Annotated in this window: 18 protein-coding genes; 8 read left to right on the top strand and 10 right to left on the bottom strand. The window is 70.4% G+C overall.

Annotated elements, in window-relative coordinates:
- Positions 1-139 precede the first annotated feature (139 nt).
- Both J2S57_RS16685 and J2S57_RS16680 read right to left on the bottom strand, forming a co-directional pair.
- Positions 140-1,117, bottom strand: coding sequence for a hypothetical protein (locus tag J2S57_RS16685; protein ID WP_307243816.1), 978 nt, complete (start codon positions 1,115-1,117; stop codon positions 140-142).
- Positions 1,118-1,394: 277 nt separating this feature from the next.
- Positions 1,395-2,912: an NsdA family TPR-like regulatory protein gene (locus J2S57_RS16680; RefSeq protein ID WP_307243814.1), complete on the bottom strand. Its 1,518-nt coding sequence runs from the start codon at positions 2,910-2,912 to the stop codon at positions 1,395-1,397.
- 588 nt (positions 2,913-3,500) lie between these two features.
- Between J2S57_RS16680 and J2S57_RS16675 the strand changes: the two genes are divergently transcribed.
- Together J2S57_RS16675 and J2S57_RS16670 are read left to right on the top strand one after the other, a co-directional pair.
- Positions 3,501-4,940, top strand: coding sequence for a tyrosine-protein kinase domain-containing protein (locus J2S57_RS16675; RefSeq protein ID WP_307243813.1), 1,440 nt, complete (start codon positions 3,501-3,503; stop codon positions 4,938-4,940).
- Between the two features lie 147 nt (positions 4,941-5,087).
- Positions 5,088-5,375: a hypothetical protein gene (locus J2S57_RS16670; RefSeq protein WP_307243810.1), complete on the top strand. Its 288-nt coding sequence runs from the start codon at positions 5,088-5,090 to the stop codon at positions 5,373-5,375.
- Between the two features lie 71 nt (positions 5,376-5,446).
- Here J2S57_RS16670 and J2S57_RS16665 read toward each other — a convergent pair whose 3' ends face one another.
- Positions 5,447-7,255 carry a hypothetical protein gene (locus J2S57_RS16665; RefSeq protein ID WP_307243808.1) on the bottom strand — a complete coding sequence of 603 codons (1,809 nt, stop codon included), beginning with the start codon at positions 7,253-7,255 and terminating at the stop codon, positions 5,447-5,449.
- 437 nt (positions 7,256-7,692) lie between these two features.
- On the bottom strand, positions 7,693-8,787 hold the full coding sequence (locus J2S57_RS16660) for a S1 family peptidase (RefSeq protein ID WP_307243806.1): 1,095 nt from the start codon (positions 8,785-8,787) through the stop codon (positions 7,693-7,695).
- 226 nt (positions 8,788-9,013) lie between these two features.
- On the opposite strand from J2S57_RS16660, the gene lpdA reads away from it, so the two are divergent.
- Positions 9,014-10,414: a dihydrolipoyl dehydrogenase gene (gene lpdA / locus J2S57_RS16655; protein WP_307243804.1), complete on the top strand. Its 1,401-nt coding sequence runs from the start codon at positions 9,014-9,016 to the stop codon at positions 10,412-10,414.
- A gap of 149 nt (positions 10,415-10,563) precedes the next feature.
- On the opposite strand, the gene J2S57_RS16650 is transcribed toward lpdA, so the two are convergent.
- The 3 genes from J2S57_RS16650 to J2S57_RS16640 all read right to left on the bottom strand — a co-directional run bounded on the left by J2S57_RS16650 (position 10,564) and on the right by J2S57_RS16640 (position 13,161).
- Entirely contained in the window at positions 10,564-10,728 is a 165-nt protein-coding gene (locus tag J2S57_RS16650; RefSeq protein WP_307243802.1) for a hypothetical protein, read from the bottom strand.
- A gap of 285 nt (positions 10,729-11,013) precedes the next feature.
- On the bottom strand, positions 11,014-12,444 hold the full coding sequence (locus tag J2S57_RS16645) for a GH1 family beta-glucosidase (protein WP_307243795.1): 1,431 nt from the start codon (positions 12,442-12,444) through the stop codon (positions 11,014-11,016).
- A 381-nt stretch (positions 12,445-12,825) separates the two neighbouring features.
- On the bottom strand, positions 12,826-13,161 hold the full coding sequence (locus tag J2S57_RS16640) for a hypothetical protein (protein WP_307243790.1): 336 nt from the start codon (positions 13,159-13,161) through the stop codon (positions 12,826-12,828).
- Positions 13,162-13,342: 181 nt separating this feature from the next.
- Between J2S57_RS16640 and J2S57_RS16635 the strand changes: the two genes are divergently transcribed.
- The gene (locus tag J2S57_RS16635; protein WP_307243785.1) at positions 13,343-14,977 is read left to right on the top strand and encodes an alpha-amylase family protein; all 1,635 of its coding nucleotides are present in this window, start codon (positions 13,343-13,345) and stop codon (positions 14,975-14,977) included.
- 3 nt (positions 14,978-14,980) lie between these two features.
- Here J2S57_RS16635 and J2S57_RS16630 read toward each other — a convergent pair whose 3' ends face one another.
- Together J2S57_RS16630 and J2S57_RS16625 are read right to left on the bottom strand one after the other, a co-directional pair.
- Positions 14,981-15,853: a siderophore-interacting protein gene (locus tag J2S57_RS16630; protein WP_370882665.1), complete on the bottom strand. Its 873-nt coding sequence runs from the start codon at positions 15,851-15,853 to the stop codon at positions 14,981-14,983.
- 63 nt (positions 15,854-15,916) lie between these two features.
- The gene (locus J2S57_RS16625) at positions 15,917-16,810 is read right to left on the bottom strand and encodes an HNH endonuclease family protein (protein ID WP_307243778.1); all 894 of its coding nucleotides are present in this window, start codon (positions 16,808-16,810) and stop codon (positions 15,917-15,919) included.
- Between the two features lie 154 nt (positions 16,811-16,964).
- Between J2S57_RS16625 and J2S57_RS16620 the strand changes: the two genes are divergently transcribed.
- The 4 genes from J2S57_RS16620 (at position 16,965) to J2S57_RS16605 (ending at position 22,098) form a co-directional block, all read left to right on the top strand.
- Positions 16,965-17,315: a DUF1232 domain-containing protein gene (locus J2S57_RS16620; RefSeq protein WP_307243775.1), complete on the top strand. Its 351-nt coding sequence runs from the start codon at positions 16,965-16,967 to the stop codon at positions 17,313-17,315.
- 122 nt (positions 17,316-17,437) lie between these two features.
- Entirely contained in the window at positions 17,438-17,674 is a 237-nt protein-coding gene (locus J2S57_RS16615) for a hypothetical protein (RefSeq protein WP_307243772.1), read from the top strand.
- A 154-nt stretch (positions 17,675-17,828) separates the two neighbouring features.
- Entirely contained in the window at positions 17,829-21,500 is a 3,672-nt protein-coding gene (locus J2S57_RS16610; protein WP_307243770.1) for a polysaccharide biosynthesis tyrosine autokinase, read from the top strand.
- A 304-nt stretch (positions 21,501-21,804) separates the two neighbouring features.
- Entirely contained in the window at positions 21,805-22,098 is a 294-nt protein-coding gene (locus tag J2S57_RS16605) for a hypothetical protein (protein WP_307243766.1), read from the top strand.
- A 285-nt stretch (positions 22,099-22,383) separates the two neighbouring features.
- Here J2S57_RS16605 and J2S57_RS16600 read toward each other — a convergent pair whose 3' ends face one another.
- Complete coding sequence (locus tag J2S57_RS16600) at positions 22,384-22,998, bottom strand: arsenate reductase/protein-tyrosine-phosphatase family protein (RefSeq protein WP_307243762.1); 615 nt, start codon at positions 22,996-22,998, stop codon at positions 22,384-22,386.
- Between the last annotated feature and the right edge of the window lie 15 nt (positions 22,999-23,013).

Genomic DNA, 23,013 nt, shown 5'->3' with positions numbered 1-23,013 from the left:
CGGTGACCCTGAGTGCCTGTCTTGTCATCATCGGTGAGGAACCCGGGGTCGCGCCAGATGACCGCCGGGGAAAGCACCGGGGACCAGAAGGTGATCGGCGGTCCGGGACGGTCGCTGTAGGGGCCGTCCCCCGCCTGGATCAGAATCCGAATCCGTCGTCGAAGCCGCCGAATCCACCCGGTCCGCCACCGGGACCACCCTGCCCACCTCCGAAGAAGTCGCCGCCGTCGTGCGGGCCGTGGTGCCCGCCCGGTCCGCCGACTCCGCCGAAGCTGCCGAAGCCGCCGAGCCCTCCGTGGCCGTGGTTGCCGAAGAGGGCGTCCAGCACCAGCATCGAGCCGATACCGGCGGCCCCGGCGACCATGGCCGTCTTCCACCAGGGCTTGCTGTACCAGCCGGCCGGGACGTTGCGGCCCTGCACCTGCCCGCCCGGGTAGTAGTACGGCGTGGAGTCGCCGGGCCGGTTCGAGGCGACGTACTCCTCGTTGTCCACGGTGACCCGCCGCGTGCCCTCGACGGTGGTGACGGCGCTCTCCTGCGGCACCTGGGGGCCCGGGTCGAGGCCGAGGGCGGTTCGGGCCGAGCGGAGGTAGTGCAGGCCCTCGATCGCGGTGCGCCCGGCCAGCTGGACCTGCTTGGCCGAGACCGCCTCGGCCAGCTGACGGCGGGCGGACGCGTGCCGTTCGGCGGCCTCGGACACCGACTGCCGGGCCGCGACATCGGACCCGTCGGCGTTCAGGCCCTCGAGCGCGGTGACGCCGCCGCCGAGACGGTCGACCCAGTGCGAGGCCTCGGCGCGGGCGTCGGCGAGGTCGGGACCGGCGGCCTGGCCGTAACTGGGCTGCCCGTAGCTTGCCTGCCCGTAGCTGGACCGCCCGTCGGCCGGGCCCGGGACGTACGTGGAATCCCGCGTGTAGGTAGGGCTCTGGCCGTACGTGGGGGCCTGGCCGTACGTGGGGCTCTGGCCGTACGTGGGGCTCTGGCCGTAGCCGGGCGGGGTGCCGTAGACCGGGCGGTGATCGACCGGGTGGGACTGGACCGGGACCGGTGCCCGGCGACTGGTGAACCAGCCCACCGCACCGGCGATGAGCAACGCGGTGAAGATGAACATCAGCATGCTTGATGTTCGCCCGGGCAACTTCGGGGATGCCCCGAGCCGCCTGGGAGACGGCTGGGAGGTCGGGAGCCAGCCACGAGCGCAACCCGATGGTGGACGCGTCGGTGCACCGACGCGTCCACCATTCGGCTCTGCGCGTTTCAGGTTCTGTGCGGTTCAGGCTCTGCGCGTTTCAGGTTCTGTGCGCCGAGGTTCTCGTCCGGAGGGGACCCGGCCGGCGCGTGGCCGGGTCCCGAACCGGAGCCGTGTTCAGTTGTGGATCGGCGGATCAGCGCGCTCAGCCGGCCAGGTAGTGCTCCACCCGGGCCGCCAGTTCTTCCGACCCGGCGACCCGCACCGGCTTGCTGGCCGTCATCACCCGGATGCGACGGGCGATGGCGCGGGTGCGGGCCGAGCGCACGCCCGACATCGCGTCGAGCGCCTGCGACCAGGTGGTGACCGCCCGGTCGTGATGCCCCAGCCGGGCCTGCACGTCGCCCAGGTCGCCCAGGGTGATGGCGTGCGCCCGCGGGAACTTCGAGCGCGGCCGGATCTGCACCGAGCGCTCGAAGGCCTCGAGCGCACCGCGCAGGTCTCCGAAGTCACGCAGCACACACCCGGACTGGTGAGCCAGCGAGGCCTCACTCACGAAGAACACCCGGTCGGGCTCGGAGCCGGACAGCCCGGCCGCGGCGAGTTCCGCCTCGGCCTGCTTCACCGCCACCGTGGCCGCCTGCCGGTCGCCCGCCATCGCGAGAGCCCGGGCCTGGCCCAGAGACAGCAGCGCCCGCTCACGGGGCACCGCCCGCCGGTAGCGGTCGCCGCTGACCGACGCGGCGGCCAGGTCGAGCGCCCGCTCCGGCTGACCGAGGTCGAGCACCTGCCGGGACATCGCCCTCAGGGCGAACCCGGCGAGTGGATCGTCACCGGCCTCGGTGGCCAGCTTGACCGCGATCGCATAGGCCCACTGGGCGGTCTGGTGCTCCGCGTCGTCGTACGACATCCAGCCCACCAGAGCGGCCAGCTCCCCGGCCGCGGCGAACATCTGCCGCCGGACCGAGTCGTCGGTGAACCGCCCATGCAGGAACGCCGACACGTCGGAGGTGAGGTACTGCAGCACCGCGGTGCGGGCATGACCACCACCCCGGCGCTGGTCGACGCGACTGAAGAAGGAGACGGTCTCGTGCACCGCCTCGACATCGCTGCGCCCGACCGCCAGCAGACCTCCCGGCGGTTCGGACAGACCCTGGCCCCGGTGCTCCTGCCAGCTCGCCCCCCAGCCCTCGGGCGGGGAACAGGCGAACGACGGCGCGACCGTGGGCGCACCGCCCTCCGGCACGGAGTCGGACGCCCGCAGCTGGACCAGAGGGTCGGTCAGCCAGTCGTGCGTCACCGGGGCGATACCCGGAACACCCGTCACGCCGGAACCCGGTGTGCCGGGACCCGGCACCGGAGCCACCGGTGACAGGTCGCCGGGAGCACCCGGACGACGGCGCGCCGGCCGGAGCCGGCCGGGCATGTTCGTGCGGTCGCGCACCGAGGTCCGGGCGATGCCCACACCCCGGCCTGCGGTGTCGGCCAGGTTCTGGCCGACCCGGGTGGCCCGGACCGAACGCCCGGGACCCGCCGACCTCGCCACCGGGGACACCGGAGCCACCGGTGCCGGTGAGGAGGGCGACTTCTCCGCAGTGCTGCGCCGCCGGCCCGCGGCGGCTCGCGCCGCCGTGCCGGCCTGGATCAGCAGCCGGAACCGCTCGGCACTGGCCCGGTCGGCCCGGGCCAGGGCGGTGTCCAGCACCGCCTGCAGCTCTGGCATCGGTTCGATGTCAGCGCCGCGTGCCTCCCACTTGCTCACCGTGCGGGTGCCGACACCGAGATATTCGGCGAATCCCACCACGGTCATTCTCAGAGCCCGACGCAAAGCCCACGCCTCGTGCCCTGTCCAGCGTTCCACCGTCATCACGATGACCCCCGTCAATCGCGCAAATATGGTCCGCCGACACCTACTGCGCTTGCAGCAATTGTCAGCATAGGCACGAATTCACCGCTTTCTCCACAAGCTGACGTGTTGAGTTTCGTGGTGCATCAGCAGTGCAGTGCCCATGCGCACCTCCACGCACACCCGCCGCACACTTGCACTGCAGCGTGCAATTCGAGGGCAATATCCATGCGCACTTTTCCGAGACAATTCCGCCGCCATCGCTTGCACGGGCAGAACCGGACCGGAAGCGGTCAGCATTCCATACTCCGGGTATTCCGATGACCGAAATACCTATGCGGCCATGGCCCGAACGGATTGTCACAACGCCGGTCAGCGCCTTTGTGCGTCGATAGCATGAAGGCCGTTCAGCGCCGGCCTTCAGCCCTGGACAGATGTCCGGACACTGCCCTTGGGGGGTCCCGCGTGACCATCGTTCAGTACCTGCACGTGCTGCGACGGCAGTGGCTGGTCGTCCTGCTGCTCGCCGCTCTCGGCCTGGGCGCGGCCTGGGCCTACACGAGCCGCCAGGTACGCACCTACTCGGCCACCACGCAGATGTTCGTCGGCATCACCGGCGACGGGCAGGACAGCGTGTCCCAGATGAGCCAGGGCAGCACCTTCGTCCAGCAGCGCATCAAGTCGTACGCCGACGTGGTCACCAGCCCCAAGGTGCTCGAAGAGGTCCGCTCGACCTACGGCGTGCCGGTCTCGGCGAGCCAGATCAGCGTCACCGCGCCGACCGACACGGTGCTGCTCGAGATCACCGTGACCGACACCGTGCCCGACCGCGCCAAGGTCATCGCCGACGGCATCGCCGCCCGCTTCCCCAACTACGTGGCCATGCTGGAACGCCTTCCCGGGCAGTCCGGTTCGCCGGTGCGCCTGTCCGTCGTCGAAGACGCCCAGGTGCCCACCTCACCGGTCTCCCCGCGGGTGCCGCTGAACCTGGCGCTCGGCCTGCTCGTCGGGCTCGGCCTGGGCATCGGCGCGGCCGTGCTGCGTGACGCCCTGAACACCTCGGTGAGCGGCGTCTCGGACATCGAGAAGCTCACCGGCGCGGTGCCTCTCGGCGTGGTGCCGTTCGATGCCGGCACCAGCCGCCAGCCCCTGGTCGACGCGGACGAGCAGGGGGCCCGGGCCGAGGCGTTCCGTACGCTGCGCACCAACCTGCAGTTCGCCGACGTCGACTCCCCGCCCCGCGTCATCGTGGTCACCTCACCGCTGCCGAACGAGGGAAAGAGCACCTCCGCCTGCAATCTCGCGCTCACCCTGGCCCTCGGCGGAGCCCGGGTGGTGCTGGTGGACGGCGACCTGCGCAAGCCCAGCGTGGGCCAGTACCTGGGCATCAGCAGCGGGGCCGGCCTGACCACGGTGCTCGCCGGGCGTCACGACCTGCGCGACGTGGTCACGGTCTACGGCCGCGACACCCTGGCCGTGCTGCCCTCCGGCCCCACTCCCCCGAACCCCTCGGAACTGCTGGGTTCTCAGCAGATGGCCGACCTGCTGGCCACCCTGGCCGACCACTACGACGTGGTCGTGGTCGACGCGCCGCCCCTGCTGCCGGTCACCGACGCGGCGGTGCTCGCGGCCGCCGCCGACGGCGCGGTGCTGGTGCTGCGGCACGGCAAGACCCGCAAGGAAGACGCCAACCGGGCGCTGCAGGCCCTCGACGCGGTGAACGCGAAACTGCTGGGCTCGGTGCTGAACTTCGCCCCCCAGCGCAAGCGGCGCGGCGGCTATGACGGGTACGGCTACGGATACGGGTACGGCGAGACCACGACCACCAAGGCCTCGGCCCCGGCCGTGCGTCCCTCCAGCGTGACCCTGCCCGCCCCGGAAAACTCCCCGGCCTCCACGGCCTGAGCCGCCGCCTGCCAGCCGCCACCACCTGCCAGCCGCCCGGGCGAAAACGGGCTCGGCGCCGCGACGCGTACCACTCCCTCGGGGATGCACGTCGCGTGCCATCTCCCGACCTCGCCCGGGGCTACCGGCTTGAATCACCCTGAAGGCATGGCAGGCCTGGCGATCGACCTGCGCGACGCCGGCGGCGGCGCGGTCACGCTCGAGCTGCGCATCTTCCGGGCGTACGTCGAGTGCTGGATCGACGACGTCTGCTATGCCGTGTTCGACCGCGACGCCCTGCGCCGCTGGCTGGCCCGTCCCACCTCGGTCCTGGACTACGACGGGGTGACCTGGCTGCGTACCTACCGCGGGGCCGTGGCGGTCACGGTCGACGGGGTGGTGCCCCGCTGGCCGCTCGCCGACCACGTGCTCGAGGGGCTGCGGTCACGGATCTGAGGAACGGACGCGCCGGACGCAGAAGTGGCACGGCCCGGGGAACGGGCCGTGCCACTTCTGAACACGAAGACCTACTTGACGCCGTTCACCTTCAGGTCGGAGATCTCGACGATGTAGGTGCCGTCGCCCTTCGGAGCCATGTTCGTGACCCAGATCATCCAGTACTGGTGCACGCCCCCCTGCGAGGCGTCGAGCGACACCTTGCCGGAGACCTCCTTCTGCTTCACCACGCTGGTGTAGGCGGTGAGGTCGGAGTTGGACAGCGTGTCGGCCGACCGCAGCCCGGCCACGGTGGCGCCGTTGACGGTGAAGTCGACCGAGGAGACCTGCTTGGCCGCACCCAGGTCGAGCACCAGGCCGACGCCCTCTTTCAGGCCGCCGATGTTGGGCTTGGTGTACCAGCTCGACTTGTAGACACCGCCAGCCTCGTCGATGCCGCCCTGGCCGTCGGGAGCGAACGACGAGGCGGTGAAGTCGAGACTCACCGCCTTGACCGGCGCCGCACCGCTCGAGGCCGAGGGGGCGGACGAGGTGGTGGGGCCCGCGTTGGCCGCGGCGTCGTCGGCGTTGTCGCGGTTGCTGAAGATGACTCCGGCGATGATCGCGCCGATCACCACCACGACCCCGGCGAACATGGCCAGGCGGGAACCGCCCGAGGGCTGCCGCGGCGGGCGCATGGCCGGCATCTGCGGCTGCGGCGGAGCGGTGGGCACGCCCACCGACCCCATCGCGTTGAGCGGCATCGAGCCCGTGGGCGCGGCCTGCTGATAGCCCAGCGGCTGCTGGTAGGTCTGCTGCTGGTACCCCGGGGGCGCGTACCCCTGCGGCGCGTAGCCCTGGGGATAGCCCGGCTGCGGGTAGCCCTGCGGGTAGCCCGGCTGCGGGTAACCCTGCTGGGGATAGCCCTGGTGGTTGTAGCCGATCGGCATCGAGCCGGTGCCCGGCGCCGTCGGCATCGAACCGGTGGGCGGCTGGGTGGGCTGCGAACCCGTGCCCGGCCCGACCAACGGGATGCCGGCGGTGTGGGCGCCGTGCTTGCGGCCCTTGCGCTTGCGGCCGGCCCGCGGACCGGCCTGCTGGCGCGCGGCGGCCGCGGCAGCCGCGGCCGGATCGGTGGGCTGGTGGCCGGGCTGCGGAACCGAACCGCTGGGCGGGGCCTGCATCTGCTGCTGGGCCGCGCTCATCATCGACGGCGGCAGCGGCGGGGCCATCACGATCGCGCGGGTCATCGCTTCGGCGGCCCGGCGCCGGGCGACCATCTCGCGCGGCACGAAGCCACCGGTCTCGGGAGAGCGGCGTGCGCGCGGGTCACCCCGGTCGGGGTCCGGACCGGGGGCGCCGAAGGCCGCGCGGGCCGGTTCGGGCTGCACCGTGTAGGGCTCGGTCGAGGGCCCCAGCTCGGGCTCGGAACCCGTGGGCAACGAGCCGGACGCCGGGGACGCCGATGAGACGGACGGCACATTGAGAGGCGCGCCGGTCGCCGCCAGCGCCGCCCCGACCGAGGCGGCCGACATCGACAGACCGCCGCTGTCGGGACCGCCGCCGGTCACCGCGGGCAGGTTCGAGGTGGAGAACAACTCCTCCCTGGACCCGCCGGAGTCCGGGGCGAGCGATCCCGCGCCTGCCTCCGCCATCTGCATCGCCTCGGAGGTCTCGTCTCCGCCGATCAGTCGCACTGGCCCAGAACCACCCGATGAGCTGGAAGAAGACGTGTCAGTAGAAAGATCGGCCACCGAGGTGGCCGTGAGGCTGCCGAGATCCTGTGCAGTCTCGGCCGATGCCGAGGCGTACTCAAGTGTCCCGGTCGGCGACTCCGCCGCGTTCACACCCTCGATGAGCTGGTTGCCCGATTCCTGCGACAGGCGCGCCGGGTCCGACAAGGCAACGCTCCTTCCCTCTACCGGGTACTACGGTACGCGACAGCAGCGATCCACCTGAACCGGATCGCCCCGAACGCGTGGCTTTTGTCCGATCAATTCATTACGGCCCGCGAGTCGTCACCCGGCGAACCCGGAGTCTGACGCACGAGACCCCTGTGCCGGTTGCGTCGCCAGTGACTTAGTTTTCCAGTCCCCCGTCGCGGGGACGAGCCGACGCGGACCACCCTTCTCCGCGGCCAGGCTATGCCCGGCCGGGATCCGGGTCGCGTCAGAGCCCGATCATGCCCGATCCGCCCCCTTCACGGCATCCCGCCAGGAGGGGGAGGGTTACCGCCCCGGGCCGGGGCCACCGACGGGACCACAAAAGAGTGAGGACGCCGGCGGTCAGGGCTCACCGGCGTCCTCACGTATGCCCCCTTCTCGAGAGCCTCAGCGCATCAGTAGATGCTCACCCCGTAGGCGCTGAGGGCCTCCGGAACCGGCTGGAAGTACGTGATCCCGCCGGAGGTGCAGTTACCGCTGCCGCCCGAGGTCAGCCCGTAGGCCACGGTGCCCGAGTAGAGCGAGCCACCGCTGTCGCCACCCTCGGCGCAGACCGTGGTGCGGATGGCCTGCGAGACCGACGTGCCGTCGCTGTAGTTGACGGTGGTGTTGAGCCCGGTCACCCGGCCGCTGTGCACGCCGGTGGTGCTACCGCTGCGGTAGACGGTCTGGCCGACCGTCGGCGTGCCCGCGCTGGAGATCTCCTGCGAGCCGTTGTAGGTGTAGACCGTTCCCGGGTGGGCGGTCGTCGAGCTGCTGTACCGCACCAGGGCGTAGTCGTTGCCCGGGAACGAGTAGCTCACCGTCGGCCCGAGCACCGTGGTCTGCGCGGAGTTCGAGTACCAGGTGCTCGCCACCTCACCACAGTGCCCGGCGGTCAGGAAGTAGTAGGTCGAGCCGCTCACCACGTTGAAGCCCAGTGAACAGCGGTACCCACCGCCGTAGATGGCCTGGCCACCCGCGATCTTCTTGGTGAAGGTGCCGGAGACCTGCTCCAGCGTGGCCTTCGAGCCCAGGTCCGCCACCGCGGCCTTCACCTTGGCCAGTTTCGCCCCGGTCACCGTGCTGTCCACCGTGACCAGCACCTTGTTCGTCGCCGGGTCGATGCCGTACGACGTGCCCGGCAGCTTGACCGACTCGTCGAGCGTGGCCACCGCCGAGGTCAGCTGCGCCGTCGAGTTCTTCACCACGGTCGCGGTGGCCCCGGCCGCCTCGGCCTTCTTCAGCGCGGCCTTCGTGGTCACCGAGGCCTTGAGGGTCGAGCCCTCGTAGTAGACGCCCGCACTCTCCTTCCCGAGCGTCTTGACCAGGGCGTCGGCCGCCTGGTCCTGCTTCACGGACTCCTTCTGCGCGGCCGACACGGCCACCAGTTCATCAGTGGGGACGTTGCCGATGCCGATCGAGGCACCCGCGGACGTTGCGGGTGCGGCGAGCGCAATGGCGACGAGACTGGAAGTGGCCAGGCCAACAAGCAGACGGCGTGGTTTCACGGTGGATCCTCTCGGGAGACGTGAATGTCAGGGAACACGTCCGGATTGCCCGGAAGAGCCCTTATGTTCCGATTTGTCCGCCAAGATCACAAGACCCAGATGCCCCAAAGTAACCCACCAGTCACAAAGCGCAGAGATTTTGCGCGCCGAGTGGTCCCGATCACGCCCCGGCAACACGCTGGACCTGCGCGCGGGTCGCGTTCGGCGACGACTAACGTGTATGGACATGCCTGGTCATTACGACGTCATCGTTCTGGGAGCCGGCCCCGGCGGCTATGTCGCCGCCATCCGTGCGGCACAACTCGGCAAGCGGGTGGCCATCGTCGAGAGCAAGTACTGGGGCGGCGTCTGCCTCAACGTGGGGTGCATCCCCTCGAAGGCGCTGCTCCGCAACGCCGATCTGGCGCACACCGTGCAGCACGAGGCCAAGACCTTCGGCATCCAGATCGACGGTTCGGTGACCTTCGACTTCAAGGCCGCGTTCCAGCGCAGCCGCTCGGTGGCCGACGGCCGCGTCAAGGGCGTTCACTTCCTGATGAAGAAGAACGGCATCGACGAGCTGAACGGCTGGGGCTCGTTCGTCGACGCCCACACCCTCACGGTCAAGCTCAACGACGGTGGCGAGGACACGGTCACCTTCGACAACGCCATCATCGCCGCGGGTGCCACCACCCGCCTGCTCCCCGGCACGACCCTGTCCGAGCGGGTCGTGACCTACGAAGAGCAGATCATGACGTCCGAGCTGCCGAAGAGCATCATCATCGCGGGCGCCGGTGCCATCGGCATCGAGTTCGCCTACGTGCTCAGCAACTACGGCGTCGACGTCACGATCGTCGAGTTCCTCGACCGCATCCTCCCCCTCGAGGACGCGGACGTCTCCGCCGAGCTCACCAAGCGGTACAAGAAGGCCGGGATCAAGATCCTCACCGGCACCCGCGTGGACTCGATCGAAGACGGCTCCGGCCCGGTCCGCGTCACCGTCACCAAAGACGGCACGCAGCAGGTGCTCGAGACCGACAAGGTCATGCAGGCCATCGGTTTCGTCGCCCGCACCAAGGGTTACGGCCTGGAGAACACCGGGGTCGCCCTCACCGAGCGCGGTGCCATCGAGGTCGACGACCACCTGCGCACCAACGTCCCGGGCATCTACGCCATCGGTGACGTGACCTCGAAGCTGATGCTCGCCCACGTCGCCGAGTCGCAGGGCATCATCGCGGCCGAGACCATCGCCGGCGCCGAGACCATGACGCTCGACTACGCGATGATCCCGCGCGCCACGTTCTGCAACCCGCAGGTCGCCAGCTTCGGCTACACCGAGGCCCAGGCCCGCGAAAAGGGTTACGACGTCAAGGTGTCCAAGTTCCCGTTCACGGCCAACGGCAAGGCCCACGGCCTGGCCGAGCCGGTCGGCTTCGTGAAGCTGATCGCCGACGCCAAGTACGGCGAGCTCATCGGCGGCCACCTGATCGGCCCCGAGGTCACCGAGCTGCTGCCCGAGCTGACCCTGGCCCAGCAGTGGGACCTCACGGTGCACGAGATCTCCCGCAACGTGCACGCCCACCCGACGCTGAGCGAGGCCGTGAAGGAAGCGGTGCACGGCCTGGCCGGGCACATGATCAACTTCTGATCTCTCGCGCACCGAGGCGGCCGGGTCCCGAAAGGGTCTCGGCCGCTGGTCTTTCACCGTCCGGTGGGCAAAACAACAACGGCGACACGTCTTCGTGTCGCCGCATTATCAGGGGCGCTGCGTCATCGGCGCGCCGCCAAGGGGTTGTGTTACAGGTGCACGGCCCGGGCCGCGGCCTGCTGGTTGAGAACCGTCTCCAGCTCGGCGATCTCGGCCTCGGTGTGCCGGCTCAGGATCGCGTCGAGCTCCTGGCGCTCGGCCGGGGTGCTGTAGCTGGCGAGCTCCTCGGCCAGCCGGCGCGAGCGCTGCCGCACGATACGTCGCTCATTGAGGTGATTGCGCAGATTCGTGATCACGGTTGCCTTTCGGTCGGTTCCACCGCGAGTGACGCGGGGCGGCGGTCGCGCCGCCACCTCCATTAACGGTCACTTCGACGATAGTGTTACCCCTTCCGGGATGTGACCTCCCCCTCACCCTGTGTTGTCCGGACAGCTGGACACGTCAAATGACGGACGCGGCGGCACCTTTCGTTTTTTACTCGCCTCCGGAGCAAAAACAGGGGGCGAGGACCGGCCCGTCCTCGCCCCTCTGCACCCGGTTCAGCCCGCTACAGCCGCACGCCAGTTCCGGATCTGCCCGCGCAACCAGAGCGCGCTGTCCTTGAGCGTGCGCTCCTGCGTCGTGTAGTCGACGCGCACGATGCCGAAGCGCTTGTCATAGCCGTACGACCACTCGAAGTTGTCGAGCAGCGACCAGACGAAGTAGCCCCGCACGTCCGCCCCCTGCGCCACCGCCTCGGCCACCGCGCTGATGTGCGACTGCAGGTAGGCCGTGCGCTCCGGGTCGGGCACCGAGCCGTCGTCGGCCACCACGTCCGGGAAGGCCGCGCCGTTCTCGGTGATGAAGAGCGGCGTGCCCGGATAGTCCTTCGCCAGGCGCACGAGCAGCTCGGTGAAGCACTCCGGCACGATCTCCCAGCCCATCGCGGTGACCGGGCGGCCACGGCCGACGTCCCGGGCCACCAGGGCGCCGTCGGAGTCCACGGCAGAGCCGTCCTCGCCGAGATGACTGATCAGCCAGCCGGTGTAGTAGTTGACACCGAGCACGTCGATCGGCGTGCTGATCACCTCGAGGTCGCCGTCCTCGACCGGCAGCACGGCGTGGCGCAGGGCCAGGTCGTCGACGACGTCCGTGGGGTAGGTGCCCTTCAGCAGCGGGTCGAGGTAGAGCCGCGAGTTCAGGCCGTCGGCCCGGCGGGCGGCGTCCCGGTCCTGAGGGGTGTCGGTGGCCGGGTGCGCGGTGCCCAGGTTGAGCGTGATGCCGAAGCGGGTCTCCGCCTCGATGCCGGCCGCGGCCTCCCGCAGGCGCTGCGTGGCCAGGCCGTGGCCGAGCAGCAGGTGGTGCACGGCCCGGATGCCCGCCGGGAAGTTCTCGTACCCGGGGGCCTGCCGGCCGTAGGCGTAGCCCAGCATCGCCGAGCACCAGGGCTCGTTCAGCGTGGTCCAGTTGCGCACCCGGTCGCCCAGCTCGTCGAACATCAGCGCCGCGTAGTCCGCGAACCGGTGGGCCGTGTCCCGCTCCGGCCAGCCCCCCGCGTCCTCCAGCTCCTGGGGCAGGTCCCAGTGGTACAGCGTGACCCACGGGTCGATGCCCGAGGTGAGCAGCTCGTCCACCAGCCTGCTGTAGAAGTCGACACCCTTGCGGTTCAGCGCCCCGCTCCCGCCGGGCTGCACCCGCGACCAGGAGATCGAGAAGCGGTAGGTGTCCACCCCCAGGTCGCGGATCAGCGCCACGTCCTGCGGCATCCGGTGATAGTGGTCGCAGGCCACGTCCCCGTTGTCGTCACCGTCCACCCGGCCGGGGGTGTGGGAGTAGGTGTCCCAGATCGAGGGCGTGCGCCCGTCCTCGGCTGCCGCCCCCTCGATCTGGTAGGCCGCCGTGGCGACGCCCCAGCGGAATCCGGCGGGCAGATTCAGGGCGATCGGGGCGGCGGGGACGGGCTGGGCCGGCGTGGTCAAGGGGGCGTCCATGTCTCTCCATCGGGTCGAGGACTCGTGCCGAGCTCGCACCCCGGCACCGGGGCGCCGAGGTACGTGCTCAGCATGCAAGCTCACCCCGCGCGACGGAACCACTTCCCCGGTCACCCTGCCCTCGCGGACGTCCACCATTGTTCTGCTGAACCGCACACGCACCGTGCGCGGGAATGCACACGAACGGATCACGGACCCTCTACATTGCGTGACCCAATACCGAACGAAATGCTGTCCGGACAGATAGTCAGCTATTCAGCACGGGCACACCCGCATCCGGCACGAATGGAGAAGAAAAGTTTTCGACAAAGAAAGCTGTCCGGACACATATGTGTCCGGACAGCTTTTCTTGAAATGAACGACGCGACCGGCCGGAACCGGTCAGGACACCTGCCCCGGCGCCTGCGCGGGCGGCGCGAGCACCGTGCCCGACGCCGCGCAGACCTGCGAGAGCGTACGCAGGAACTGTGGGTGCAGACGCGCGGCATGATCCATGCTCAGCTTGAGATCGGCTGTCGCCCGGGCATTCTCAGGATCTACGACGAGGCGGTCGATGGCCACCTTGGCCCAGCCGTCAAGCTTCGCGAGGTGCTGGAAAGCGGCCACGAGTTCACGGGCGGCCGGCTCCTCGACCACGGCAGCGTCACCGGAGTTCGCTGCGAGCTGCATGACGGTGAAACGGCGCAGTGCCTCGTCCACCAGGTGTTTCGGGTCCATCGCGGGTTGACCCCCATCTCCTTCTCCAACGGCACGGTCGGGCCGAGAGCACGGATGGCAAATCATCAGTCACCGCGTATCTCCATTGACCGCACGGCCAACAGTACGCCCGGCGAATGAGTTCTGCTGGACGTGTGCCTGTGAAAGCGCGGATGTTGCCCAGAAGTGATAAATCGCAATCATGCGGATCACGGACACGGCGGACATGTGGTGGAAAACAGCGGTGATGTACTGCCTCGACGTCGAGACATTTCTGGACTGGAACGACGACGGCACCGGTGACCTGGCCGGTCTGGCGCAGCGCATCGACTACCTGGCCGAGCTGGGCGTGACCTGCCTGTGGCTGATGCCCTTCTACCCCACCCCGGATCGCGACGACGGCTACGACATCACCGACTTCTACGGCGTCGATCCCCGGCTGGGCACGCACGGCGACCTGGTCGAGGCGATCCGGACGGCGCACGACCGCGGGATCCGGGTGATCGTCGACCTGGTCGTCAACCACACCTCCGACCAGCACCCCTGGTTCGTCGCGGCCCGGGAGAGCAAGGACTCGCCCTACCGGGACTGGTACGTGTGGGTCGACGAGCCGCCGGCCGGAAAGCAGCCCGAGCCGGTGTTCCCCGACCAGGAGACCTCGGTCTGGACCCTCGACGAGAAGACTGGGCAGTACTACCTGCACCACTTCTACAGGCACCAGCCCGACCTCAACGTCACCAATCCGGCGGTGCGGGACGAGATCGCGCGCATCGTGGGGTTCTGGCTGGCCCTCGGGGTGAGCGGGTTCCGGGTCGACGCGGTGCCGTTCTTCATCGACCCGCTCGGCGAGTCACCCGGCGCCCTGCCCGATCCGCACGAGGTGGTGCGGCACCTTCGGGCGTTCCTGAACCGGCGCTCCGGTGACGCGATCCTGCTCGGCGAGGTGAACGTGCCGTTCGAGCAGCAGCTGGAGTTCTTCGGCGGCGCCGAGGGCGGCGAGCTCACGCTGCAGTTCGACTTCATCACCATGCAGAACCTCTACCTGGCGCTGGCCCGGCAGGACGCGGCGCCGCTGGCCAAGGCCCTGACCGACCGGCCGCCCCTGCCCGACGGCTGCCAGTGGGGCACGTTCGTGCGCAACCACGACGAGCTGACGCTCGACAAGCTGAGCGAGGACGAGCGGCAGGAGGTGTTCGACGCGTTCGGCCCGGAGGAACGCATGCAGGTGTTCGGCCGCGGGCTGATCCGGCGGCTGCCCCCGATGCTCGACGGCGACGCCGATCGCCTCCGGATGGTCTACAGCCTGCTCTTCACGCTGCCGGGCACGCCGGTGCTGTTCTACGGCGAGGAGATCGGCATGGGCGAGAACCTGGACGCCGGTGACCGCAGTGCGGTGCGCACCCAGATGCAGTGGACGGCCTCGGGCGGCTTCTCACGCAAGGACGACGGGTGCGCGGCTCCGGTGGTCACCGGCCGGTTCGGTCCGGAGGCCGTGAACGTGGAGGACCAGCGCTCCGACCCGGACTCGCTGCTGAACTTCGTGCGGCTGCTGATCTCGCGCTACCGCAGCAGCCCGGAGCTGGGCTGGGGCGAGCTGGAGATCCTCGAACAGCCTCACCCGCAGGTGTTCGCGCACAAGGTGACCTGGGAGGACACGGCGCTCATCGGCGTCCACAACCTGGGCCCCGAACCGGTGAGCGTGCCGCTGGAACTCGACCACCCCGTGATCGATCTGCTGGGCAACGGCACCGGGCCGGTCGCGACCCCGGTCGAGCTGGGGCGCTACGGCTACCGCTGGCTGCGGCTGGACTCACCGTCCAGCCGCCGCCTGCGGTAGGCCTCAGCCCTCTTCGTCGGCGGTGCGGTTGAAGTCGCCCTTCACCGCACGCCACTCCTCGTCGTTGGCGCCGACCCGCCAATAACCGGAGACCGACATCTGCGTGTTCTTCACGCCGCGCTCGCGCTTGAGGAACCGGCGCAGGTCACGGACGGCCGCGGCCTCACCGTGCACGAAGGCGTGCACGGTCCCCTCGGGGAACTCGAGGGCGGTGACCGCCTCGATCAGCACGGTGCCGGGAGCCCGGCCGGCGTCGGTGTCGAGCAGCCAGCGGATCTCGACACCGGCCGGGGCGGTGAGCTCGAACTGCGAGGTGGCGTCGTGGATCTCGATCAGCGCGATGCCCTTCGCCTCGGCGGGCAGCACCTCGAGGGCGGCCGCGACCGCCGGGAGCGCGCTCTCGTCGGCGACGAACAGGTGCCAGTCGGCGGACGGGTCGGGACGGTAACCGCCGCCCGGGCCGGCCACCCAGATCTGGTCGCCGGGCTTCGCGTCACGCGCCCAGGGACCGGCCAGGCCCTCGTCGCCGTGCACCACGAAGTCGACGGTGAGCTCGTGGGACTCGGCGTCCCAGGCGCGCACCGTGTACGTGCGGTTCTGCGGCCACTGTTCGGGCGCCATCTGGTTGCGGATGGCGCGCATGTCGAGCGGCTGCGGGTACTCCACCCCCGGACGCGGGTAGATCAGTTTGACGTAGGCGTCGGTGGAGTCGTTCATCTCGAACTTCGCCAGGTCGTCGCCGGTGAAGACGACGCGGACCATGGTCGGGCTGAGCTGCTCGGTGCGGGCCACCGTGGCGGCCAGGGACGCACCGCCGCGGCCCTCACCACGGCCACCGACCCGGTTGCGAACGCCGTCGGCCACGCGGGAAGCCATGGACATGGGGGTACCACCTTCCAAAGTGAGGTATGCCTAACCTACTCGCGAAGGCTGTGCGCGTCAGTTCGCCGAACGCCAGCGGGCGCGGTCGTCGTCGCCCTTCACGCTGCAGGTCAGGGTGTCACCGTCGGAGTCCTCGGCCTTCGCGCCCTCGTCCGAGCAGAAGGCACCGGGGGTCTCGACGTCTCCCCCATTGTCGCTCCCCGCGTCGCCACTGCTGCTGTCGGCCCCCGCACTGCTCTCGGCGTCCTTGGCGGTCGGCACCTTCTGGTCGGGGCAACCCTCGAGCACTCCACTCATGGCCGACTTCTCACCCTTGGTGACCCAGTTGCCGTACTTCGCCTTGACCGCGATCTGCCGGGCCACGTAGTCGCAGCGGAACGCCTTGTTCGGCGGCAGCCAGGTGGCGGCGTCGCCCGCACCCTTCGAGGAGTTGCTCGAGCCGTCGGCCGCCATCAGGTTCAGCGGGTCGTTGGCCAGCTCGGTGCGCTTCTCCTCGGTCCACTGCGAGGCGCCCGTGACCCAGGCGTTCTGCAGCGCGACCAGGTGGTCGATCTGCACCAGCGAGGCCTTCTCCTTGGTGAACTTGATGGTCTCGCCGGTGTACCGGTCCTCCAGGGTGCCGCTGACGACCACGCACTCCTTGGTGCCGTCGCGGAACTTCTCGCCGGTCAGGTCGCGCTTGAGGATGTCGTTGCGGGTGTCGCAGCCGTTGTGGTCGACGTCCTTCCAGGCCGTGCCGAACTGGTCGCGGTCGTACCCGGTGTTCGCGGAGCGGCCCTTCACCGAGAGGGTGTCGAGGACCTTGGTGGCGGACTGGCCGCTGTAGGCCTTGGCCTTCGAGTCGGAGCCGGAGACGGTGGACCCGCCGACGTCGTTGGTGACCTCGCACCCGGCGAGGCCGAGGGAGAGGGTCAGGGCAAGGAGGGCTGAGCCGGCACGACCAAGATTCACCTCAGCACCGTATCCCCGACCCGTTTGCCCCACTCGCCTCTATCCGGCCCGGATCGTGCATCACTCTCGTAACGCTCGAGCCCTCCGGGAACGTCGATCTGCCCAGGGGCCGGTTCTGCCACACAATGAGGATCAACGAGGGAAGGGGCACGAGATGGGTGACAACACCGCTCTGTGGGTCGTCGGGGGGTTCGTCGCGGCCCTGGTGCTGATCGCGCTCGGGCTGCTGGTCGCAGGCCTCTGGGTGATCTACAAGTACCGGCTGCCGTTGCGCGGGATCGCGGCGATGGCGACGTCGTTCGTCTACCTGATCAGCCCGGTCGACGTGGCGCCGGAGGCGGTGCTCGGGCCACTGGGGCTGCTGGACGACGCGGGCGTCCTCACGATCGTCGGCTTCTACGTCTACCACCTGATCAAGGCCCGGCGACTGAACATGCCGATGGGCAAGGCGGCGGGCATCGCGTTCCGCGATACCGCCCGCAGCATGCCCCCACGCAAGCGCTAAACCCGGGCCAACTGCCCGCACACTGCACCGAAATCGCTCCTGACCAGGCGGAACGTGAGCAACCACCAGCGATCCGGCCAACCGGCGGACGCGTCGTGATCGAACGAGTACGCTCTGTGGTCATGGAGGAGCTGATCCTGACCGGGTTCGTCGCCCTGCTCGCTGCCGGTCACCTTGCCGCCGGGCGGCTGAGCCGGGCCGCCCGCCGCCGCCGTGACGCCCGAGCGCTCCGCAGCCACGTCCTGCGTGAGATCGAGGCCGGCCGCCGCTCCCGTGACGACGAGGTCGTCACCAACGTGCTCAGCTGGTGCGACGAAGTGGCCCAGACCGGGCGCGACCTCCCGCTGACCGTTCAGTAGGTCTGCATCCGGCTGTGCACGGGCCCGGTGAACTGATTGACTGCTCCCGACTCACGTGACCCAGCGCAATCGTTCAACCTCATTCTGTAGCCAGATGTGGGTACGGTAAGCGCTCCGGCCGGTGGAGGAGTGCAATGACAAGGCGGCACATTCGGTGACACTGACCCAGTACCTGCGAGTGCTCCGGCAGCATTGGCTGATCGTCCTGCTCCTCGCCCTGCTCGGCGTCGCCGCGGCTGCCGCCTACACCAGCAGGCAGACGCCGATCTATCAGGCCGACACCCAGGTGTTCGTCTCGGCGCGCAGCCCCAGCAGCGGTGACTCGCTCTCCGCCCTGTCCGAGGGCAGCACCTTCAGCCAGCAGCGGGTGAAGTCGTACGCCACCATGGCGACCAGCAGCAAGGTCACCGGGCCGATCGTGACCAGGCTGCGGCTGCCCTACAGCGCGGGCGAACTGGCCGGCAAGATCGACGCCGCCCCCCAGCTCGACACCGTGCTGATCGACATCAAGGTGTCCGACCCCGATCCGAAGCTCGCGCAGACGATCGCGGCCCAGGTCACCGACCAGCTGCAGGCCGTCGTCACCGATCTGGAGAAGCCCGCCGACGGCGAGGCGACGGTCAAGCTCACCGTCACCCGGCCGCCGGTCGAGCCCACCGCGCCGGTGTCGCCGCGGGTGCCGCTGAACCTCGCGCTCGGTCTGCTGCTCGGCCTCGGCCTGGGGGTCGGCGCGGCGGTGCTGCGCGACCAGCTCAACACCACGCTGCGCGGCGCGGCCGACCTGGAGCAGCTCACCGGCTCGGTGCCGCTGGGGGTGGTGCCGTTCGACGCGTCCGCCCCGAAGCAGCCCCTGGTCACGGCCGACGCGTTCGGCGGGCGGGCCGAGGCGTTCCGCACGCTGCGCACCAACCTGCAGTTCGCCGACGTCGACAACCCGCCGCGGGTCATCGCCGTCACCTCGGCCCTGCCCGACGAGGGCAAGACCACCACGGCCTGCAACATCGCGCTGATCCTGGCGCAGAGCGGGGCCCGGGTGGTGCTCGTCGAGGGCGACCTGCGCAAGCCCGCGGTGAGCAGGTATCTGGGCATCAGCAACGGGGCCGGGCTCACCAACGTGCTCGCCGGTCAGCACGACCTGCGCGACGTGGTGGTCGGTTACGAGCGCGACCTGCTGGCCGTGCTGCCCTCCGGCCCCACTCCCCCGAACCCGTCCGAGCTGCTCGGCTCGCAGCAGATGCGTCACCTGCTCGACACCCTGGCCGAGCACTACGACGTGGTCATCATCGACGCACCGCCCCTGCTCCCCGTCACCGACGCCGCGCTGATCGCGACCGCGGCCGACGGCGCGATCCTGGTGGTGCGGCACGGGCGCAGCCGGCGCGAGGAGGCCGAGCGGGCGCTGAAGTCGCTGGAGGCCGTGAGCGCCAAGATGCTCGGCACGGTGCTGAACTTCGCGCCACGCAAGAAGGGCGCCGGTGGGTACGACGGTTACGGGTACGGCTACGGTCAGCCGCCGGCCGCGGAGACGACCACGAGCCTCCTCGACCACTCCGAGCCCTCGGCCGTTCCCGAGCAGGAGAACCGGCGCGGGCGGCGGGGTCGCAAGAAGGCCTCCCTCCCGCCGGAAACGGTTGCGGCCCGCTCGGCTTCGGAGCCGCTCGACCTGAGCCGGGCCGAGGCCGCGGATCAGGTCCGGGAGACCTGGCGCGGCGACGGGCCGAACGGATCCGGGGGGTCCGGCCCGAACGGGACGGGTGGGGCGGGTTCCGGTTTCGGTGACCTGGTCTCGGGGCGGCCGGGGTCCGGCGCTCCGGTCACCGGGGCGCTGCCTCAATTGAAGACGCCTCCCAGCACGCCTCCCACGGGCCCCTCCCCCTCGGTCGGTGGTTCACCGGCGGGCAACGGCCCGTCCCGGCGCAGTGGTTCGGCTCACGCGACGGACGTGGCTCCCGGCGGTCCGTCGATGTCCTCCCCGGGCGGCGGGGTGCCCCCCGTGGCGGGTCCGGTGGGTGGCTACGACCACCACGACGACTGGGTGGCCGCCGACATGGGCTGGGCGCCGAGCCCGTCCGACGGCTGGGCCCCGATCGCCGGTTCGACCGGTCCGCGACGGCCGGAAGCCCCGGGCACGGGCGGTATCTCGGTGTTCGGCGGGCTCTCGTCGACGGGTCCGGTGCCGATCGTCACCGCCCCGGCGACCGACGGGCTCGCGGTGATCTCCCACGTCGACGGCGTCGAGGTGTCACGCACCGTGCACGACGTGCCGGGAGCCACCACCGAGGGCCTGCGGGTCGACCGGCTCGAGGTTGTCGAGCAGCCCGGCGAGGTACCGAAAGAACTTCGCCTGCAGGGACTTCCGCACGACCAGCGCACGCGGGAGCCCGCTCCCCGGGCCGTTCGCTGGTCGTCGCCGGACACCGCCCCCTCGGGCCTGCCGCTGGGCGCCCCGACGGCCGGTACTCCCCTCAGCGGTATCCCGGCGCAGGCCACGTCCCGGCAGCGGCGGACGGTGGACCTCCGCCGGAGCGAGCCGCCGGTGGCGGGCAGTTCGGCCCCGGCCGAGCCGCGCCCGGCCGAGCAGAGGTGGACCGAGGCGCATCGGGCCGAGTCGGATCGGGCCGAGCGGGGCCAGGGCGAACCGTTCCCGGCCGAGGCGCGTCCGGCCGAACGAGACTGGGCCGAGGCGCGACCGGCCGAACCGAACCGGTCCGGGTCGGGCTGGTCGGAGCGGCGCCAGGCCGAGCAGCGCTGGGCCGAACACCGCCGGGCGGAGAACCTTCTCGCCGAACAGCAGCAGCCGGAGAACCCTTCGGCGGAGATCTGGTCGGCCGAGGCCTGGGAGTCGGCCACGCCGGTCCGAGAGACGGCGACGCGGGAATCTGCCGTACCGGTCCGGGAGACGGCGACGCAGGAATCCGCCGCGCCGGTCCGGGATACCGCGATGCGGGAATCCGCCGCGCCGACGCGGGAATCCGTGGGGCAGGCTCGCGGGTCCGCGCCGACGGGCCGGGAGTCCTCGGTTCCCGCTCAGGAAGCCGCAGAGCCGGTCCGGGGAGCGACGCCGACCCGGGTGACACCGGGAATGCCCTCTCCCGCCGTCGATCCCTGGGCTCCACCCGCGGAGAGCGGCACAGAGGTCGGCGCCGAGGTCGACGCAGGGGTTGACGCAGGGGTTGGGCTTCGCCGGTCCGGCGACGGCCCCGGTGAGCCGGAACCCGTCGTACGCCTCCCCCGGTCCAAGGCTCCGTGGCGTCAGGCGGCGTGGTTCGACAACCATTCCGGCGAGCGGCCTTCCGACGGCGCCCGTTCCCGTGCCGAGACCTACGGCGCAGCTCCTCACGGCGCAGCTCCCCATGGCGCAGCCCGTCAGGGCGACACCCGGTCCGGCGCGAACCCGTACGGCGCCGCCTCCTCCGAGGCGAACCCGGCCGGCCCCGATCCGGCAGGCCCCGATCCGGCAGGCGCGAACCACCCGCCCGACGCGGCCCCGTACGGCACGGCGGGCCACTCCGCCCCGGAGGCGGACGAGGCCGATGCAGGTACCTGGTTCCGCAACACCCCCGAGGCCGGTTCCGCGGGCGACGAGTACGGCTACCTGCACGCCGGCGGCTATGTGCAGGACAGCCAGGACGACGCGTCCACCGACGGCCAGAACCCTTCACCGGAGGCCGAATTCGCCGAGATCCCCCCGCTCACGGTGGATCTCTCGGCGCCCGACCTCGACCTGCTGGAAGACGAGCGCGAGCTGCTCATCCCCCCGCAGGCGGTGATGCCGCACGTGCCCACGGGCGTCCCCCGGCACCACCGGTCGAGGCGATCGCTGTAGGCGGGTAGCTCGGACCTCCGGCCGGCGAACTGAACGAAGAATCGCGGTGTGGCACTCGGTGCCGCGCCGCGATTTTTCATGTCCCCCGAAACCGCCGCACCGCGTTGATCCTCTGAGGAAGTGCTGAGAAGCGTTGCGTGACAATCCTGAAACGCCCTTCCCCGGCAGGTTTGCCACCCCTAGGATGACTCGTCATAGGCGGAGCTTTACGTTCTGGCTGTATCCGGCTCGTCGACGAGCGCGCTGGTTCACGGCCGGGCGCGGGGTGACCGTACAAGGTGACCGAACTCTCGGGAGGAGCGTCGTGAACGCCGTATTCGGAGCCCTGCTGACGATCGGTTCCTCCGGTCTGTACGCCGAGATCCTTCTCCGGGGCGACTACCCCATGCTCTGGCTGCCCACCCTGCTGCTGGCCGCGGGCCTGGCCCTGCTGCTGCGCAACCGCCGCGACGACGAGTTCGACCGGGCCACCCTGGAGAGCTGCGTGACCTGCAACGGCGCCGGCACCGTCTACACCGACGAGTGGAACGACTGGCGCCGCTCCGGCCCGATCACCGCCATCCGCGAGCTGTGCCCGACCTGTGAGGGCACGACCTGAACACCTGATCACCGAACCTGCGAGGAGCCCGGCCCGAGGCCGGGCTCTTCCCCGTTTGCCGAGGAGTTCTGAGCGGTCGGCCAAAGCGCTGGGCGGGGCCGCCGGCCGAGACGCTCGCCGGGAAAGGCCGAAAACCCGGAGGAGACCAAGGCACACCGTGCCACCCGGGGCGACCACCGCGTCCACCATCACCGTGACCCGCGCGAACGTCACCCTGACCCTGCGCGACCGCCCCGGCCCGCACCGACGTGATCCAGGCAACTGGCACCCGGTGCCGGAACTGATTCAGCGAGCAGCCCGCTGACGCAGCCGAGCCCGGTCGCGGCGCAGCACCGGCCCCCGGAAGAGCAGGGGCGCGCACAGGTCGTCGACGGCCGCCTGCAACCGCGCGAACACCTGCGGATGACGCCCTCCGCGATGCGGGTCGGGCAGTTCGTCGTCGTCCTCGTCGTCGCGCCGGGGCGCCGCGCCCCGGTTCGCGTCGAGCTCCTCGACCATCCACAGCAAGCGGTCGGCCAGGTCCGCGTTCTTCGGCGGGGCGTGACCCGAGGCCGCCAGCCAGGCCGCCGTGCGACCCGCGTGCAGCAGGGTGAAGGTGCGCACCTGGGCGGAGGGCCGCATCTCGATGACCCGGCCCCTTTGTGCCTGTGTCGCAGTGAGAATCACGGTGGACGCACGGATGTCGTCGACGTCGAGGGGCCGGGAGTCGTGGCCGACGTCGACCCCGGAGTGCCCCCGCACCCACTCCGCCGAGTAGTCGCAGATACCCGCCCCGGCGACCGCCCGCGTGCCCCGGCTGAAGAAGTCGACGTCGGGCCCCAGCCGCCCGGCCAGCAGACGTTCGGCGCCGGGCGATCGACAGATGTTGGCGGTACACACCAGCAACACCCGCGGGCCCATGGATCCCACCTTTCC

It is taken from the genome of Kineosporia succinea, from assembly GCF_030811555.1.
Taxonomy (GTDB): Bacteria; Actinomycetota; Actinomycetes; order Actinomycetales; family Kineosporiaceae; genus Kineosporia; species Kineosporia succinea.
Note: the sequence above shows the minus strand (reverse complement) of the source record. Positions and strands in the feature narration are given on the sequence as shown.

Coding starts and splice junctions, on each gene's coding strand:
- J2S57_RS16630 (WP_370882665.1), bottom strand. CDS start 15,853: ATGGCTTCCCGCGTGGCCGACGGCGTTCGCAACCGGGTCGGTGGCCGT.
- J2S57_RS16640 (WP_307243790.1), bottom strand. CDS start 13,161: ATGGACCCGAAACACCTGGTGGACGAGGCACTGCGCCGTTTCACCGTC.
- J2S57_RS16615 (WP_307243772.1), top strand. CDS start 17,438: ATGGAGGAGCTGATCCTGACCGGGTTCGTCGCCCTGCTCGCTGCCGGT.
- J2S57_RS16670 (WP_307243810.1), top strand. CDS start 5,088: ATGGCAGGCCTGGCGATCGACCTGCGCGACGCCGGCGGCGGCGCGGTC.
- lpdA (WP_307243804.1), top strand. CDS start 9,014: ATGCCTGGTCATTACGACGTCATCGTTCTGGGAGCCGGCCCCGGCGGC.
- J2S57_RS16645 (WP_307243795.1), bottom strand. CDS start 12,444: ATGGACGCCCCCTTGACCACGCCGGCCCAGCCCGTCCCCGCCGCCCCG.
- J2S57_RS16680 (WP_307243814.1), bottom strand. CDS start 2,912: ATGCCAGAGCTGCAGGCGGTGCTGGACACCGCCCTGGCCCGGGCCGAC.
- J2S57_RS16600 (WP_307243762.1), bottom strand. CDS start 22,998: ATGGGCCCGCGGGTGTTGCTGGTGTGTACCGCCAACATCTGTCGATCG.
- J2S57_RS16635 (WP_307243785.1), top strand. CDS start 13,343: ATGCGGATCACGGACACGGCGGACATGTGGTGGAAAACAGCGGTGATG.
- J2S57_RS16685 (WP_307243816.1), bottom strand. CDS start 1,117: ATGCTGATGTTCATCTTCACCGCGTTGCTCATCGCCGGTGCGGTGGGC.
- J2S57_RS16620 (WP_307243775.1), top strand. CDS start 16,965: ATGGGTGACAACACCGCTCTGTGGGTCGTCGGGGGGTTCGTCGCGGCC.